This is a genomic window from Bacteroidota bacterium, from assembly GCA_016194975.1.
Classification (GTDB): domain Bacteria; phylum Bacteroidota; class Bacteroidia; order Palsa-965; family Palsa-965.
This window is the reverse complement of record JACQAM010000016.1, coordinates 52,159-66,873: the sequence shown is the minus strand read 5'-3', so window position 1 is coordinate 66,873 and position 14,715 is coordinate 52,159. Positions and strand designations below refer to the sequence as shown.

The following is a 14,715-nucleotide window of genomic DNA, read 5'->3' as shown; positions in this document are numbered from 1 at the left end:
AGCCCCTGATGGTTCTGCCGGGCTGTCTTTTGCGATAATTTGTCTTCTCTTTTTGTTATTTCGCCGAACCTTTTTAACTTTTATGCGTAGAAAACAGCACCCCCTATGAGTCCCGTTCACCAATTCAATAAACACTAATCCTTAATCCACACTCACGGCAATTATTTGCTGCGGGAAAATAATTTTCACACCAATCATTCGCACCATGAAAACTTACATTACCCCAAAGAACATTTTATGTTCATTCATTCTTCTCGCAGGAATAACATTCACTTCCCGTGCCGCAACTATAACTGCAATTGCAAATGGCCGGTGGAGTTCGCCCGATACATGGGATGTACACCGTGCGCCTGCTGATAATGATACTGTAGTCATTTACGCAGGAACTACGGTTACCGTTGATATTAACTCTCACGATTATGCATACATGGCTGTTTGCGTATTGGGCACACTTAATTTTGATGGCGGACAAAAATTAAATATTTGCCCTGCAGGATGTGTTATTATTTATGATGGCGGACTGCTTACCGGCGATAACCCGGGTGCAAAAATCAATATTTGTGGTACTACAGATTGGACGGGTCCTGATACTGCAACGGGTCCTGTAGGTTTTGGTAATTATCCTAATAGTGGTTATACGGGCACCGGCCCCACAGTTCACACAGTTTCTGGTGTTCAGGACAAAGCAACAGCAAACAGTGTCATTGCTAAGTGGTCTTCACCCATTGTTTTTGCCGGTGACGTATTTACAATTGAGAGAAGTGAAAATGGTTTGACTTTCGAAACGATTGGAACAGTAAACAGCACAGGATTTTCAATGGCAGGAACAGAATATTCTTTCGAAGATAAAAATCCGTTAGAGGGTTCGGCTTATTACCGCGTTACACAAAGTAACAAGCATGGCCTTAATTCCACGTCTGACAATGCTATTGCCGAAAGGACCATTAATAATTCCGGATGTTCGCTCAAAGTATTTCCTAATCCATGTACCGACGATTGCCAGATTAATTTCACTGATTGTCCTGGTGATAATGACGGAGTGATCACTGTGGATATGATTGATGCCAACGGAGCGGTTGTATCTTCGCAGATTGCGGAGCAAAATGCAAACGGCGGATTCAATTTGCATATTGACAGAAGCAATAATCTTGCGCCCGGCGTTTACATTGTGAGAGGAACTTCTTCTAAAAATGCATACATGCAAAAAGCAATTCTGAAATGAGAAAAATAATTTTCGCTTTTGCATGCGCATCTTTTCTGTTCGGATGCGGTAATGATAACAACTCAGGAACAAAAGGAGTTCTTAACGCAGATTCAACAAAACTTTCCGACACTACAGCGAAAGTGATGATCCTGCCCGCGCCATTACAGGTTAGCACCTGGATGCGACAATACGGAACAGAACCGGAAATGAATCTGCTGTCGCCTGCAAAAAGAGCTGCGGATCTTTACAAGACAGATGCATCACGTGCACTCAATCTCGGTGTAACTCTTACTGATCTCGGTTATTCGTGCATGTACAATCAGCGCCAGCAAGCGCTGGATTATCTTGCCATTGTAAAACAACTTGTTTCAGATCTGAAGCTTGATAATATTGCTTCTCCTTACATGGCTCGCCTCGAGAAAAGTATTCCACAGCCCGATTCCATCTGCAAACTGATCCTTACGCTTTACGATGAAGCCAATAAACAACTGAATGAAAGTAAAAGGGAAAAAACTGCTCTTTTCATTACCTCCGGAAGTTTTCTCGAAGGGCTTTCTATTTCTTTGTCGAGTTCGAATTCGGAAAAAGTAAAGAATTTTCCACAGCTGCTCGGACAGCAGAAATTAATGCTCGGCAATCTTTCAACAGCGTTGACTTACATTACGCCGGATAATGAGACACAGGATTTGTATAATACTTTCTACACCCTGCAGCATTATTATGAGCCGATAAAAGTAACGGTGGCCAATAATGTTAATGTGAGCAGTTACACAAAAGACCAGATCGATCCCCTGAAAAAAAAGGCGGTGCAGCTTCGTGATGAGATCGTAAATAAAGGATGAAGAAAGATCGTGGAGAATGGCATTCTGATAAAACCGGAGTAAAAAAAATCCGCCACTGCATCAACGTTGGCAAACACTGCAGTGGCGGAACACACCCTGATCCCTAACGGATCTTACCAAAAAAAATTCTTAAAAGCTGGGACAAGAAACCGGGCGATATTTTCTTTTCGGCGGCTTGCATTTCATAGTATATCCTAAAGTTATTTCGTGAGAACCTGCGGTAGCATTTGAAAGTTTTGAAACCGTCACATCATAACTGTAACCGATCTTCAGCAATCCCGATTCTACTCCTATCAGGAGAATAAATGAATCATTTCCGCGGTACCAGAGTCCGCCTACGATAGATTCTTTCTTCACATAAATTCCGAGATCAAGTTGTTTAAAATCTCCCTGTTGCTGATACATCACATTCGGTGAAATGTAAGACTCGTCGTAACGGCTTTCTCCAAGCGGAATAATTCCGCCGGCATGAGCAGTATATTTTCTCGGCAGAATACTTGTTCCGTTCAGAAACGATTCATTGGGCTGAAGAATGTGGTGTACTGCAACGCCTGCGAAAAAATGACGGCTTGATAATACCATTCCCGCTGCGAGATCGAAATTTCCTTTGCGTTGCATACCTGGAACTTCATCGGTATTGTAAATAAATCCGCGTTTAGGATCGATCATATCACCGAAAGTGAGTTTGTTCCAGTCCACCGTTTTCTGCCAATAGCCCGCTTGTATTGCTGCGCTTACAGAAACGGTATGCGAAAGCGGAATGGTTGGAGCATAGATCAAACCAATTCCAGTAGTGTTGAGTGTTCCTTTTGCAGCACGATCATTCACCACTATTAAACCTATTCCACCTTTCACTTTATAAGCGAGACGGTCAACAGAAAAAGCCATTGTGGAATAAGTTCCGTAAATGCCTGGCCATTGCGCACGATAGCTCATACACATGCGTGGACAAATGTTGCTTCCTGCCAATGCAGGATTTAAATAAATAGGACTCGCATAGAATTGTGTTAGTTCCGGATCCTGCGCTGATAATTTTCCCGCACACAAAACGCACAACAGCGAAATGGAAAAGATGTGTAGTACGTGTTTCATGACAATGTTTTTTAATAAGGTGTAGCCATATAAAAGACGCGCCGGCTCTGAATGGTTGCCTGCATTTTACAGATGAATTATTGGGGGAATGAAATGCGAAAAGTGTGTATCCGCGGAAACAGGAATGCGCCTGCCACATATTAAAAGCGGCTATTCGTAATATTAAGTATTACGTAACTTTTCCCAAAACTCGTTCGGGGTTTCGTATTTCGTACTCCCTAGTTACTCTGGGGGCCGAATCCCTGAGTTTCACCGTCTGTTGGAGCGCCTTGAGATGAAGAATTATTCTGCGAAGGTGCGCTCGTTTTCTTAGAAGCGGTATCTTTTTTCAGCCGGATCTTGGTGGTTTTTCCATTCACGATATCATAGTAATAGCCGGGAATGGAATCCTCGTGACTGTTCACAAGTTCGGGATCTTCCTGAGTATGGTGAATGAACCCTTTCCTGCGATCGATCTGGTCGCCGAAATAAAGGCCATCGCCGTTATCTTTTTTCTGCCGGTGCGCTTTCGTGGAATTATCCGAGGATGTGATTCCGCTTGTTGCATCGGCGGCAACGGGATGGTTGTCTTGTAACACAACCCCATTATTGTCGGCAGTTACGTTCTGCGTGGTATTCACTACGAAAGAATTGGTGCCCGCAGGCGGGGCCTGTTTAGGTGTTGTTACCTGTTGCGCATTCTCCTGTGGAGAGGCAACATTGGTTTTCTTTCCGCTGCTTTTTACGAGTGTGATCGCAAGCGCAGAAATTCCCACTATACCGATTCCAATGAGAATGGAATTGAGCGAGATTTTCCACTTGAAGCGGGAAACTTTAGGGAGCTGGTCGAGTGAGCGGCTCATAGCATCCCAGTCGGCGCCCTCGTAAGGTGCTTCGTAGTTGCTCAGCCGTTCGTTCACCGCCCGGAAGAGTTTGTCATCGTGTAGAGGTCCGTTCTCCATCAGTTGTTTTGATTTGTTTGTAAAGATTTTTTTTCAGTTGGAAGCGGGCCTTTGCCAGGTTTGATTTCGATGTTCCTTCCGAGATGTTCAGCTGTTCAGAAATTTCCCTGTGCGAAAAATTCTCGATCACATAGAGGTTGAACACTGTTCTGTAAGCCGGACTGAGTGTTTGCACACACGCGAGAATTTCTTCTTCGGAAAGTGTGTTCACTAAATCCTCTTCTTCCACTTCTTCGGAATGATCCGGAATCTCACCTTCACGCGCATAAACGGTAGAAACGATCATGTACTCATGCTTGTTTCTTCTCAGGTGATCCACTGCAGTATTCACGACAATTCTCCGCACCCATCCTTCAAAGGAACCCTTGAAAGAAAAATTGCGAAGCGACGTATACACCTTGATGAATCCTTCCTGTAACATATCGCGGGCCTCGTCTCGGTCTTTGGCATAACGCAGGGTGACTCCAAGCATTTTACCATAAAACCGTTTGTACAATTCTTCCTGGCAGGTGCGATCCTGCCTGATACAACCGGCGATAAGTTCATTGTCCGTCATTGGGCGGTTAAGTGTCCGCTTCATTTTACGCTAAAAAGACGCCAAAAGGTTTGTGAAGTTGCCTTACTTCCGGCTCCAAATCTGGTGTTTTAGGCAGAGAATTTTAGGTAATGGCAAAATTTAATATCGATTTTAAAAAGGTGGGAAATTGAAGTTGCTCTTATTTTTGCTTAAATATTCCGATTATTCGTATTTTTTATTCAATAATTTGAATAAATGAGTAGTTTTTGCTGATTTTGTACGTAATAATAAAAAAAGTATAGAATTTATATTGAAAGTTTTCCCACCTGCCGATTCTCTACCTGAATTAATTTATTGGTTCAGCCCCAACTCTTCGAGACACTTCCCGGCGGCTTCCTGCTCCGCCTTTTTCTTGGAGGTATGCTGGTTTCGTCCATAGGGGACTCCGTCAATAGTCACTTCGACCGCATACAATTTATTCATTCCATTGCCAATCTCTTCCACTAATACGAATTTCAATTCTTTCCTGTTCTTCTGTGCCCATTCAATGAGTTTACTTTTATAATCTGTGTCGGTAGCTTCGATCTCATCAATATCCAGATGATATTTAAGGATGTTGACGCGAATGAAGCGCTGCGTGAAATCATATCCTTTGTCGAGATACATAGCGCCAATCAGCGCTTCAAAAACATCTCCATTGATTGAATTACTTTTTCCTGCGAGACCTGATTCTGCTTCTATGAATTTTTCGATGCCAAATTTCAAAGCAAGTTTCCCGAGTTGCTGACGACTTACAATTCTGGAGCGCATTTTAGTAAGGAACCCTTCGTCTTTGTAAGGAAATTTCATGTAGAGATAATCAGCGATCGCAGCGCTGAGGATGGCGTCGCCAAGGAATTCAAGTCGCTCATAACTTTCCGTGGTCACATTCTGTTTGTGCGTTCCCGGTTTCGTTTTATTCTGATTGGCTGCCGACGAGTGTGTAAAAGCTTTGCGGTAAAGGGAAATATTGCCGGGGAAAAATCCGAGCAGATTTTTCAGCGTTTTACGGAAGGCTTTTTCGCCCGCCGGTGCAAATAAATATCTGAATGAAAACAAGGTTACTGATTCAAACCCCGTTTGTAAGAAAAACAAAAATCAAAATCCCGAATCCCAAAAAGTAATTTCTGTTATTAGAGACTGCAACGTTTGTTTATCCGAAAAAAATCAAAAAAACAAACTCCAGGCACCAATCGGAATTGGAACGTGGAATTTTTTTTATTCTACTTTTTTTCTGACGGGTATTTTTTTACAACCACGGCAGCATTGTGCCCGCCGAAGCCGAATGTATTGCTGATAGCAGCGTGCACAGTACGAGATTGCGCTTTGCCGAATGTGAGATTGAATCGCTGATCGATCTCGGGATCATCAGTAACGTGATTGATCGTGGGAGGAACAAGATCATTTTTTACAGCGAGTATTGTAGCGATCGCTTCCACCGCGCCTGCCGCGCCCAACAAATGGCCCGTCATGGATTTTGTGGAACTGATATTCATTTTAAAAGCCTGCTCACCGAAAATTTTATTGATCGCTTTTAATTCCGCAACATCTCCGAGCGGAGTTGATGTTCCGTGCGTATTGATGTAATCAATGTCGTTCACAGTTAATCCGGCATCTTCCAGTGCAGCACTCATTACCAGTGCAGCACCAAGTCCTTCCGGATGTGGCGCAGTTATATGATGCGCATCCGCACTCAATCCTCCTCCAACTACTTCAGCATAAATTTTTGCGCCACGCGCAAGTGCATGCTCAAGTTCTTCGAGAACAATTGCAGCACCTCCTTCGCCAAGAACAAATCCATCGCGCTCTTTATCATACGGACGTGATGCAGTTTGTGGAGAATCATTACGTGTACTCATTGCCTGGCATGCATTGAATCCTCCAATTCCCGCTTCGCAGATTGCAGCTTCGGATCCACCAGTAATAATTGCATTTGCTTTTCCGAGTCGGATATAAGTAAATGCATCGATCAGCGCATTGGTAGAAGAAGCGCATGCAGAAACGGTAGTGAAATTCGGACCATGAAAACCAAAGCGGATCGAGATGTGGCCCGAGCAGATATCGGCGATCATTTTCGGAATGAAAAAGGGGTTGAATCTTGGTGTTCCGTCACCTTTCGCAAAAGCGAAACATTCGTCCTGGAAAGTCTGCAATCCGCCGATGCCCGATCCCCAGATCACACCTATGCGGTTTTTATCAATTGAATCGGCGTGGATTCCGGAATCTTTCACCGCCTGATCGGCCGCAGCAATTCCATAATGAGAATACGGATCGAGTTTGCGCGTTTCTTTTTTATCGAAATATAATTCCGGGTTGAATCCTTTTACTTCACACGCAAATTGTGTTTTGAATTTCGAGGGGTCGAAACGTGTGATGCGCGCAGCACCACTTTTTCCTGCTACCAGGTTATTCCAGTATTCAGGAACAGTATTTCCCAATGGAGTAACTGCACCAAGTCCTGTAACAACAACCCGTTTCAACTGCATTCCGATAAATTTTTTGTGGAGAAAAAGCGAAAATTATTTCGCGTGCTCCTGGATGTATTTGATGGCTTCGCCGACTGTATTGATCTTTTCGGCCTGGTCGTCGGGAATAGCGATGTTGAACTCTTTTTCAAATTCCATGATAAGTTCAACTGTATCGAGCGAATCAGCACCAAGATCGTTGGTGAAGCTTGCCGCTTCGGTAACTTCTTTTTCGTCAACTCCGAGTTTGTCAACGATAATGGCTTTTACTTTTGCTGCGATGTCAGACATTTTAAAGCGATTTATTTGGTTAAATGTGCCTGCAAAGATAGAGGGATGAGGTAAATATCAAAAAGAATAATCTAACTTATTCATCTATAGTTAATTAAAGAGCTTTTCGAGTGCTTTTTGATCCCTTTATTTGCATAAGCGATGTCTTGCTACATTCGTTTGATGAAAAATAATTTCCGTCTCCTTTCTATTTGCCTGTTTTTTATTCTTGCATCATGCGGCAACGAACAAAAAACTCAGAACACAACAATGAACAACAAAAAAGATTCTACTGTTGCAAAGATCATTGACACACTCACGATAGCACAACATCTTGGTGGCGATACGCTTCTCTGCAAAGATCCATCACTCATTGCATTTGCGTACGATGCAAAACTCGAAAAACATAAAAGAACATTGCTGAAGTCCAAAGAAGTCCGGAAGAAATTTTATCCGCTCGTGTGCGGCAAAGATGAATCAATCCTGTTTTATTTCGAAAGATATTTTCAGCTTGATTCACTTGGAGTCGTGGATGAAACTGAAGAGGATTTTCATGAAGGTGATATTGTGGATGAGAAAATTTATTTCATCGACTCCATAAAAATTTCTCCTGCTTACAACGCGGTCTGCTGGGCCATGACGTACAAATCTTTCGAAGCCGATCCTTATTCCGAAGGAACATTTTATATGCTCACCACTTTTACTCCTGCCGGAAAACAAATAGAAACCATTCAGCTTGGTGAAACTTCCATGGGCGCCGATCCTCCTGTTGCCGGCAATACCCATATTTATTCATCGGTTTTCAAAGATGCTTCTTTCAAAATGATCTCGAGCGATTCGGTATGGGAAGATGAAGAAACTTACCCCGACAGTGTGGAAGTGCAGAAGAAAGTTTATGTCGGGAAATTCGATCCGGGTGGCCGTGTGCAGAAAAAAATTATTGACTCCGTCAACCTGAAAATAAAAACGAAATGAATTCTCCGCACTATTCTCCTCTGATTAAAAACTGGTCGCTCGATCAATCTATGACTTTTCTCAATCACGGTTCTTTCGGTGCAACGCCGGTGAAGGTTCTTGAAGAGCAGCATAAATTCCGCAGTGAACTGGAAGCGGAACCTGTGCGATTCAGTACACGCGAACTGGAACCGCTTTGGGATAATGCACGGAAAATAACAGCAGCATTTCTCGGGACGAAAGGAGAAAATATCATTTTCGTGAAAAATACGACGATGGGTGTGAATACTGTTTTTCATTCGCTGAATTTCAACGAAGGCGACGAGATTCTCACACACGATCACGCATACGGCGCGTGTGTGAACACGATAAAATATTATGCGGAGAAAAATAAATCTCATTTACGCATTGCGGAAATTCCTTTCCCGATAAAAAGCGAGAACGAAGTGGTGGAACGATTAGTAAGGGAAATTTCTCCGAAAACAAAAATGCTTTTTGTAGATCATGTTACTTCTGCGACGGGACTTGTTTTCCCGGTGAAAAAACTGATTGAAATTTTCAAAGCAAAGGGAATTTCTGTTTTTGTAGACGGCGCACACGCTCCCGGAATGATCGATCTTGATCTCGATGAACTCGGCGCCGATTATTATGTTGGCAACGCGCACAAATGGATCTGTTCACCGAAAGGTTCTGCCATTCTTTACGTTCATCCTTCGAAACAAAAAGAGATCGCCCCGCTGCAGATCTCGCACACGTACGATCGCGCAGATGTGTGGGCGAAGAGTTTTTTCTGGCCGGGAACTGATGATTACACGGCATGCATTTCTGTTCCGAAAGCCATCGATGTGATGGGAAATTTATTCCCGGGAAAATGGAATGAGTTGAGAAAAAATAATCGTGATCTTACCCTGCGCGGAAGAAAAATAATTGCCGATGCATTGCAAACAGAATTACCTGCACCCGATACTATGATTGGCCATCTTGCCAATATTCTCATGGGCAAAACGGATCTTCCTCCTTATGGATTCAATTACATTCATCCTATCCAGGAAAAATTATTTTCGCAGTATAAAATTGAAGTTCCTGTTTTTACTTTCAAAAGAAATGATCCGAAAGCGTGGGTGAGAATTGCGTGTCAATGCTATAATGACATTTCGCAGTATGAATATTTGGCATGGGCACTAAAAGAAATAGTTGCCTGAGTTGGTTATGTTGGTTTGGTTTGTTAAGATCTGAAGCAACTCAACGAACTTATCCAACCAACAAACTATCTTCGCCGAGTGAAACGCATTGCCATATTCGCATCAGGATCGGGAACGAATGCGGAGAAACTCATTCAGTATTTTGAATTTCATAAAAGGGCGCAGGTGACGTTGGTGGTTTGCAACAATGAGAAAGCAGGCGTGGTGGAAATTGCGAAAGAACACGGTGTTGAAACGCTGCTCATCGCCAAAGAAGAATTCTTTTCCGAAAATTCCATTGTAGATGAATTGAAAGTGCGCGGCATTGATCTTATTGTGCTCGCAGGATTTCTCTGGCTCATTCCGGAAATCATCCTCAGGAAATTTCCAGACAGCATCATCAATATTCATCCGGCGCTGCTTCCGAAATTCGGTGGCAAAGGAATGTTCGGAAACAAAGTACACGATGCCGTGATCGCTGCCGGTGAAAAAGAAAGCGGCATCACTGTTCACTTTGTGAATGAAAAATTCGATGAAGGAAAACACATTGCTCAATTCACCTGCCCGGTTCTTCCCGGCGATACTTCGCGCACACTCGCCGCACGCGTGCAGGAACTCGAACACAAATATTTTGCTGAAGTAGTGGAGAAAATAATTTCGTGATAAATTTTCTTAGCGGGGCCTGCTTCGCATTCTCAATTATTTTTTCTCACACAAATTTTTTTCGGAGACTCTCACTGATCAGCGCTTCTGCCCGGATGACCCGTTCGGACGGGCTGCTGCCGCTTTCTCCTTAGGAGTTCACCACTTCCGCTTACTGCATTCTGCTTCTATCCTACGTACTCATTATTTTTCCACGTCCCCGTTTTCTTTGTTCCGTTCGGGTAGGTCATTGTTCCATGGCCATCGTATTCATCATCTTTCCATTCTCCTTCATATTTTGTTCCATTGGGAAAAGTCATGGTGCCAGTGCCGTTCCGTTTTCCATCGGAGAATTGCCCGATATATTTTTCTCCCGATTTAAAGATCATCGTTCCGTTTCCGTCGAATAAATTGTTTTTCATGTCGCCGGTATATTTTGTTCCTGTCGTATACGTGTACGTTCCTTTTCCTTCCATGTTCCCTGTGTGAAATTCCCCCACGTATTTATCCCCGTTCGCATAGGTAAGTGTTCCCTGCCCTTCATATTTATCATCGGCCCAGTTGCCGGAATATTTTTCTCCGGAAGCAAAAGTGATCGTTCCCTGCCCGCTTCTCTTACTGTGTTCGTAGTGCCCTGTATATTTTTCTCCACTGGGAAAAGTAGTGGTTCCTTTGCCGCACATTTCTCCCGCTTTCCACTGACCAACGTAAACCTGCCCGCTGGCAAAATACATGGTGCCCTGCCCTTCGTAATCGTCATTCTTCCATTGCCCGTCGTATTTTGTTCCTTCAGGGAAAGTCATTACACCCTGGCCGTTTCTTTTTCCATTCTTGAAATTTCCGCTATACACGTCGCCATTGGCAAAAGTCATTGTACCATGACCGCTGTATGTTCCTTTTTTGAATCCGCCTTCGTATACTTCTCCGGTGGAGAATGTCATTTTTCCTGTACCATTCATGCAGTCGCCGGAAACGCATCCTTGAGCAGAAGAAAAATTGTAAATGAAAATAAATGCGGGGAGGAAGAATAATTTTTTCATAGGACTGGTGGTTTTAATTTTCAAATATAAGACGCAAAGAGGAATAAGATTACGACGACGAGTGCGTTATATCATCTTAAATTCTGATAAAATGCACAATAGAATTGAATTCCTATTTTTGCACTCCTTATTAAACCGGACCCATAGCTCAGTTGGTTAGAGCAGCGGACTCATAAGGTGTTGGTGTTTTTCGTTCTTCAAAATAATCGGACTCGTAGCTCAGCGGTTAGAGCGCTCGACTCATAATCGATCGGTCGCAGGTTCAATCCCTGCCGGGTCCACGGCAAACGCCCTGAAATCAATAGGTTCAGGGCGTTTCGCTTTTTGAGTGAAGTGAATTTTTTTGAGAAAAAAATTAGAGCGGGAAGAATTTTTCTGGCAAAACGTGAAGGCGAAAAAAACCTGACAAAACAACCGGGTGCGGTTACGGGTGCGGTGGAAGAACGGTTTTTTTACGCGAAGCAAAATTTCAGGAAGGAAAATAACAGGCCGTGTAACGCCGTATAACGCGTTTTAAGGGCGGTGTTTGGCCGGTGTGGTAGTTTTTCCCAACCAAGGGCGGAGGCAACGCGGAAACAAGGGTTGTGCTGAAATACAACCCCGCGTTTGACAATTTTTGTTTCCCATACATAACGTGAAAAAAGGATTGACTCTGGTTTCCGCAGAGTTAGCATGGCGGTTAGACAAAACCAAAAACGACAGCCATGAAAAAAAGTTCTTTGCAAAACACAGCGCCCGCCCAACAGCAGAATGAGAAAAAAGAAAATTTCTCAATTATAAGTAAGGAACTCAAGGATATCGGGTTCATCGTCCACGATCAATATTTTCTTTCTGGTATCCACAATAATTTTTTTTGTAAAAGCATTGCCACTACAATAGGTTAACAACATCTTAATATTACGGAATCATCAATTAATCCAAATCAAAACCACATTGAGTTTTATTACCTAACGGACACGCGTGAAAAAAACATTTTTTTAAACCCAAAACTTAATATCGGCTTAATGACCTTACAATCTGGGAAGGATAGTTTTACAATGTGCAAGCAAATTCATTTTCCCGAGAAAAAGAATCCTACCGCCTGTTATTGGTGGATACTGACGAAATTTTTTTGGATGCACTCAAAAACATTTTTGAAAACGCCGACTTCAAGGTTGTGACTTGTAATAATGGAAAAGAAGCGATTGAAATTTCAAAAATTTTCCAACCGCATCTTGTTTTATTGGAATTGGTTTTACAAGGAATGGATGGAATAGAAGTTTGCCACGATATAAAATCAATTCCATCCTTGAAAAAAACATTCATCGCGTTTTACACTTCCAGAAGCGAAGATTATTCACAAATTGCAGCTTTTTCCGTTGGTGCCGACGATTATATTATTAAACCTGTTCGTCCAAATGTTTTGATGATGCGCGTGAAAGCGATTTTGAAACGTCATCGTTCGAATGATTTTAATAAATCGGTGGAAGCCGGAGCAATCAAATTAAATCGTGAACGTTATCTTGTTGTAAAAGGAAATGAAGAAATTATTTTGCCACGAAAGGCATTTGAATTACTTGCGTTAATGCTTGCCACTCCAAAAAAAGTTTTTACGCGCGAAGAAATTTATCAGGAAATTTGGAGAGGGGAATATGGAAGAAACAATCGAACGATTGATGTGCACATTCAAAAACTGCGGGATAAAATCGGCGAACAATTTATCAAGACGGTGAGGGGAATAGGTTATTGTTTTGAAACGAAATGAAAAAATGATGATCAAATTTCAAATGCGCAGATTGCAAATTCTTTTTCCCATTGTGCCATTTCTATTTTCTGCGTGCGGGGAAAATAAATCAAACGAAAAGGTCGACAGCATAATTTCTAAAACTGTTTTTGTTGATTCTTCCAAAATTCAAAAAATAACAGAACTTCCTCCCCGAAAAATTTCGGAAGCTGAATTGGCTTGTTTTTACGTTTTGAATGATAAATATGCCGGAACTCCCAAATCGGAAATTTTGTCGAAGTGGTTGGAAACATTTCTTGATTCTGTGAATGGAAAAAACATTGACAGCAACGATAATCTCTTTAACAATGGCGGTGGCGGCCCCATGGGTGCGCAATGGAATCCGAATGCTGATTTATTGTTTGCGGCTTTTTTCACTGGAAAATTGGATACTTCCTCCGTTATTTTCAAGATGAATGATTTTCCTGTTTTGAAAAACAAGACTGGAATAAATAAAAGAAAAGATGGAATTACCGTCTGTTGGTTTCTCATTCCCAAAAACAGATTTACAGTGATGCTGCATCTTGCATCTGAAAAAGAGATAAAAGAAATCTGTGAAATAAAAAAGTTGGATCAAAATTCCTGGATTAAAAATTCTTGTACGGTGATGAAAATTTCCGCCGAAGCGAAAGCGAATGGCAGTCAAACAATTCTTTTGAATTATTTGCTTGCGTCATTTGGCGAATAGGGAATCCCCAATCATGATTTTTTTATTGTGCTTCTGAATAAACCCGTTCGCCGGTAAGTGTTCCGTCCCCATTCCACATTCTCCAGGTTTTGCATTTTTCACCTTTGCAATAATGCATTTCCATCATTTCTTTTCCATCGTCATTCCACACCAGCCAAGTTCCATCTTTCACGCCTGAAAGGTAATTTGCCTCGCCAATTTTAATTCCTGTGTCATTCCATTTTTCCCACAATCCATCGCGCAATCCATCCAAATAACGTCCCGTTTCCATTTTATTTCCACTCTCATAAAAATAAACTGCAACTCCATTTGCTTTTCCCTTGATAATATTGATTTCAGATTTTTTTGCACCATCTGCAAAATGTTCCGTGAATTGTCCGGTAAATAAATTTCCTGATGCGTCAACATACAATCCGTTTGCAATAAAAATGCTTTGCGCGTTCAACGAAAAAATTGAACCGGCAAAAAGAAACAAAAGAAGCGCGAATTTTTTCATGACTGTTAGTTTTTGGTTATTGATGCCATAACGTTAACAATACAAATTTCGAGCGTCGATTGAACTTTACATAATGATTAGTTTACAGGAATTTTACAATATCCGTAAAACAATGATTTTCAAGCATGATATTTTCTCCTGCAATGAAAAACTTAACATTGGAAAATTAGTTCTGCTGAATTTCCACTGAAAGCGTGGAGCAATAATCGCACCCTGAAGTTTCAGGATCATTCACTACTTGGGTTGTTTTATAGGTGATGTAACTAAATTCCAATTGGTATGAACCGCGGGGAAGATTTGGAATAAAAAAATTGCCGTCGAAATCCGTGTAAACATTAATGTCGGTTCCAATCACATGCACTTGTACGCCTGCAAGCGTTTCGTGTGTGGTTTTGTCGGTCACATTTCCACTCATGAAAATTACATCGCCGTTTGTGTTTCCTGCGAAAAGAGAAAACCGAATTGCAAAAAGAAAAATAAGAGCAAGAAATTTTTTCATGGAAATTTTCTGGTGTAAAACTAATGAAAATCCTCCATGACTCGGGAAAATCAAACTCATTAAAGAATGAAGTAAGTGTAAAT

General features: G+C 42.0%; 16 protein-coding genes and 1 tRNA gene. 8 read left to right on the top strand and 9 right to left on the bottom strand.

Going from position 1 to position 14,715, the window contains the following annotated elements; genetic code table 11:
• Positions 1-205 precede the first annotated feature (205 nt).
• A complete protein-coding gene (locus tag HY064_10440; protein MBI3511070.1) occupies positions 206-1,222 on the top strand; it encodes a T9SS type A sorting domain-containing protein in 1,017 nt (338 codons plus the stop codon).
• Positions 1,219-2,046: a hypothetical protein gene (locus HY064_10435; protein MBI3511069.1), complete on the top strand. Its 828-nt coding sequence runs from the start codon at positions 1,219-1,221 to the stop codon at positions 2,044-2,046. The genes HY064_10440 and HY064_10435 overlap by 4 nt, the downstream gene beginning before the upstream one ends.
• Positions 2,047-2,175: 129 nt before the next feature.
• Here the strand turns inward: HY064_10435 and HY064_10430 are convergent, their stop codons facing one another.
• The 6 genes from HY064_10430 to HY064_10405 all read right to left on the bottom strand — a co-directional run bounded on the left by HY064_10430 (position 2,176) and on the right by HY064_10405 (position 7,391).
• A complete protein-coding gene (locus HY064_10430; GenBank protein ID MBI3511068.1) occupies positions 2,176-3,138 on the bottom strand; it encodes a type IX secretion system membrane protein PorP/SprF in 963 nt (320 codons plus the stop codon).
• Positions 3,139-3,356: 218 nt separating this feature from the next.
• Positions 3,357-4,079, bottom strand: a complete 723-nt coding sequence (locus tag HY064_10425) for a hypothetical protein (protein MBI3511067.1) — start codon at positions 4,077-4,079, stop codon at positions 3,357-3,359.
• A complete protein-coding gene (locus HY064_10420; protein MBI3511066.1) occupies positions 4,054-4,635 on the bottom strand; it encodes a sigma-70 family RNA polymerase sigma factor in 582 nt (193 codons plus the stop codon). The genes HY064_10425 and HY064_10420 overlap by 26 nt, the downstream gene beginning before the upstream one ends.
• Before the next feature lie 312 nt (positions 4,636-4,947).
• Positions 4,948-5,694: a ribonuclease III gene (rnc, locus tag HY064_10415; GenBank protein ID MBI3511065.1), complete on the bottom strand. Its 747-nt coding sequence runs from the start codon at positions 5,692-5,694 to the stop codon at positions 4,948-4,950.
• A 164-nt stretch (positions 5,695-5,858) separates the two neighbouring features.
• Complete coding sequence (gene fabF, locus HY064_10410) at positions 5,859-7,121, bottom strand: beta-ketoacyl-ACP synthase II (GenBank protein ID MBI3511064.1); 1,263 nt, start codon at positions 7,119-7,121, stop codon at positions 5,859-5,861.
• A gap of 33 nt (positions 7,122-7,154) precedes the next feature.
• Positions 7,155-7,391, bottom strand: a complete 237-nt coding sequence (locus HY064_10405; protein MBI3511063.1) for an acyl carrier protein — start codon at positions 7,389-7,391, stop codon at positions 7,155-7,157.
• 141 nt (positions 7,392-7,532) lie between these two features.
• Here HY064_10405 and HY064_10400 point away from each other — a divergent pair, with 141 nt between their 5' ends.
• From HY064_10400 to purN, 3 genes are all read left to right on the top strand, one after another.
• Positions 7,533-8,345, top strand: coding sequence for a hypothetical protein (locus HY064_10400; protein MBI3511062.1), 813 nt, complete (start codon positions 7,533-7,535; stop codon positions 8,343-8,345).
• Positions 8,342-9,526 (top strand): aminotransferase class V-fold PLP-dependent enzyme, encoded by a 1,185-nt coding sequence (locus HY064_10395; protein ID MBI3511061.1) that lies wholly within the window; start codon positions 8,342-8,344, stop codon positions 9,524-9,526. The genes HY064_10400 and HY064_10395 overlap by 4 nt, the downstream gene beginning before the upstream one ends.
• Positions 9,527-9,604: 78 nt before the next feature.
• A complete protein-coding gene (gene purN / locus HY064_10390; GenBank protein ID MBI3511060.1) occupies positions 9,605-10,168 on the top strand; it encodes a phosphoribosylglycinamide formyltransferase in 564 nt (187 codons plus the stop codon).
• Between the two features lie 167 nt (positions 10,169-10,335).
• Here purN and HY064_10385 read toward each other — a convergent pair whose 3' ends face one another.
• A complete protein-coding gene (locus HY064_10385; GenBank protein MBI3511059.1) occupies positions 10,336-11,187 on the bottom strand; it encodes an MORN motif-containing protein in 852 nt (283 codons plus the stop codon).
• Between the two features lie 208 nt (positions 11,188-11,395).
• Between HY064_10385 and HY064_10380 the strand changes: the two genes are divergently transcribed.
• The 3 genes from HY064_10380 to HY064_10370 all read left to right on the top strand — a co-directional run bounded on the left by HY064_10380 (position 11,396) and on the right by HY064_10370 (position 13,637).
• Positions 11,396-11,468, top strand: a tRNA-Ile gene (locus HY064_10380).
• Positions 11,469-12,277: 809 nt separating this feature from the next.
• On the top strand, positions 12,278-12,931 hold the full coding sequence (locus HY064_10375) for a response regulator transcription factor (GenBank protein ID MBI3511058.1): 654 nt from the start codon (positions 12,278-12,280) through the stop codon (positions 12,929-12,931).
• Between the two features lie 430 nt (positions 12,932-13,361).
• Entirely contained in the window at positions 13,362-13,637 is a 276-nt protein-coding gene (locus HY064_10370) for a hypothetical protein (GenBank protein ID MBI3511057.1), read from the top strand.
• 22 nt (positions 13,638-13,659) lie between these two features.
• Here HY064_10370 and HY064_10365 read toward each other — a convergent pair whose 3' ends face one another.
• A complete protein-coding gene (locus HY064_10365) occupies positions 13,660-14,133 on the bottom strand; it encodes a hypothetical protein (GenBank protein MBI3511056.1) in 474 nt (157 codons plus the stop codon).
• Between the two features lie 166 nt (positions 14,134-14,299).
• Positions 14,300-14,632, bottom strand: a complete 333-nt coding sequence (locus tag HY064_10360) for a carboxypeptidase-like regulatory domain-containing protein (protein MBI3511055.1) — start codon at positions 14,630-14,632, stop codon at positions 14,300-14,302.
• Positions 14,633-14,715: the final 83 nt, after the last annotated feature.

Bases quoted from the DNA above. Each gene is read 5' to 3' on its own strand.
- HY064_10440 (MBI3511070.1), top strand. From the start codon at position 206: ATGAAAACTTACATTACCCCAAAGAACATTTTATGTTCATTCATTCTT.
- HY064_10435 (MBI3511069.1), top strand. From the start codon at position 1,219: ATGAGAAAAATAATTTTCGCTTTTGCATGCGCATCTTTTCTGTTCGGA.
- HY064_10430 (MBI3511068.1), bottom strand. From the start codon at position 3,138: ATGAAACACGTACTACACATCTTTTCCATTTCGCTGTTGTGCGTTTTG.
- HY064_10425 (MBI3511067.1), bottom strand. From the start codon at position 4,079: ATGGAGAACGGACCTCTACACGATGACAAACTCTTCCGGGCGGTGAAC.
- HY064_10420 (MBI3511066.1), bottom strand. From the start codon at position 4,635: ATGACGGACAATGAACTTATCGCCGGTTGTATCAGGCAGGATCGCACC.
- fabF (MBI3511064.1), bottom strand. From the start codon at position 7,121: ATGCAGTTGAAACGGGTTGTTGTTACAGGACTTGGTGCAGTTACTCCA.
- HY064_10405 (MBI3511063.1), bottom strand. From the start codon at position 7,391: ATGTCTGACATCGCAGCAAAAGTAAAAGCCATTATCGTTGACAAACTC.
- HY064_10400 (MBI3511062.1), top strand. From the start codon at position 7,533: ATGTCTTGCTACATTCGTTTGATGAAAAATAATTTCCGTCTCCTTTCT.
- HY064_10395 (MBI3511061.1), top strand. From the start codon at position 8,342: ATGAATTCTCCGCACTATTCTCCTCTGATTAAAAACTGGTCGCTCGAT.
- HY064_10385 (MBI3511059.1), bottom strand. From the start codon at position 11,187: ATGAAAAAATTATTCTTCCTCCCCGCATTTATTTTCATTTACAATTTT.
- HY064_10370 (MBI3511057.1), top strand. From the start codon at position 13,362: ATGAATGATTTTCCTGTTTTGAAAAACAAGACTGGAATAAATAAAAGA.
- HY064_10365 (MBI3511056.1), bottom strand. From the start codon at position 14,133: ATGAAAAAATTCGCGCTTCTTTTGTTTCTTTTTGCCGGTTCAATTTTT.
- HY064_10360 (MBI3511055.1), bottom strand. From the start codon at position 14,632: ATGAAAAAATTTCTTGCTCTTATTTTTCTTTTTGCAATTCGGTTTTCT.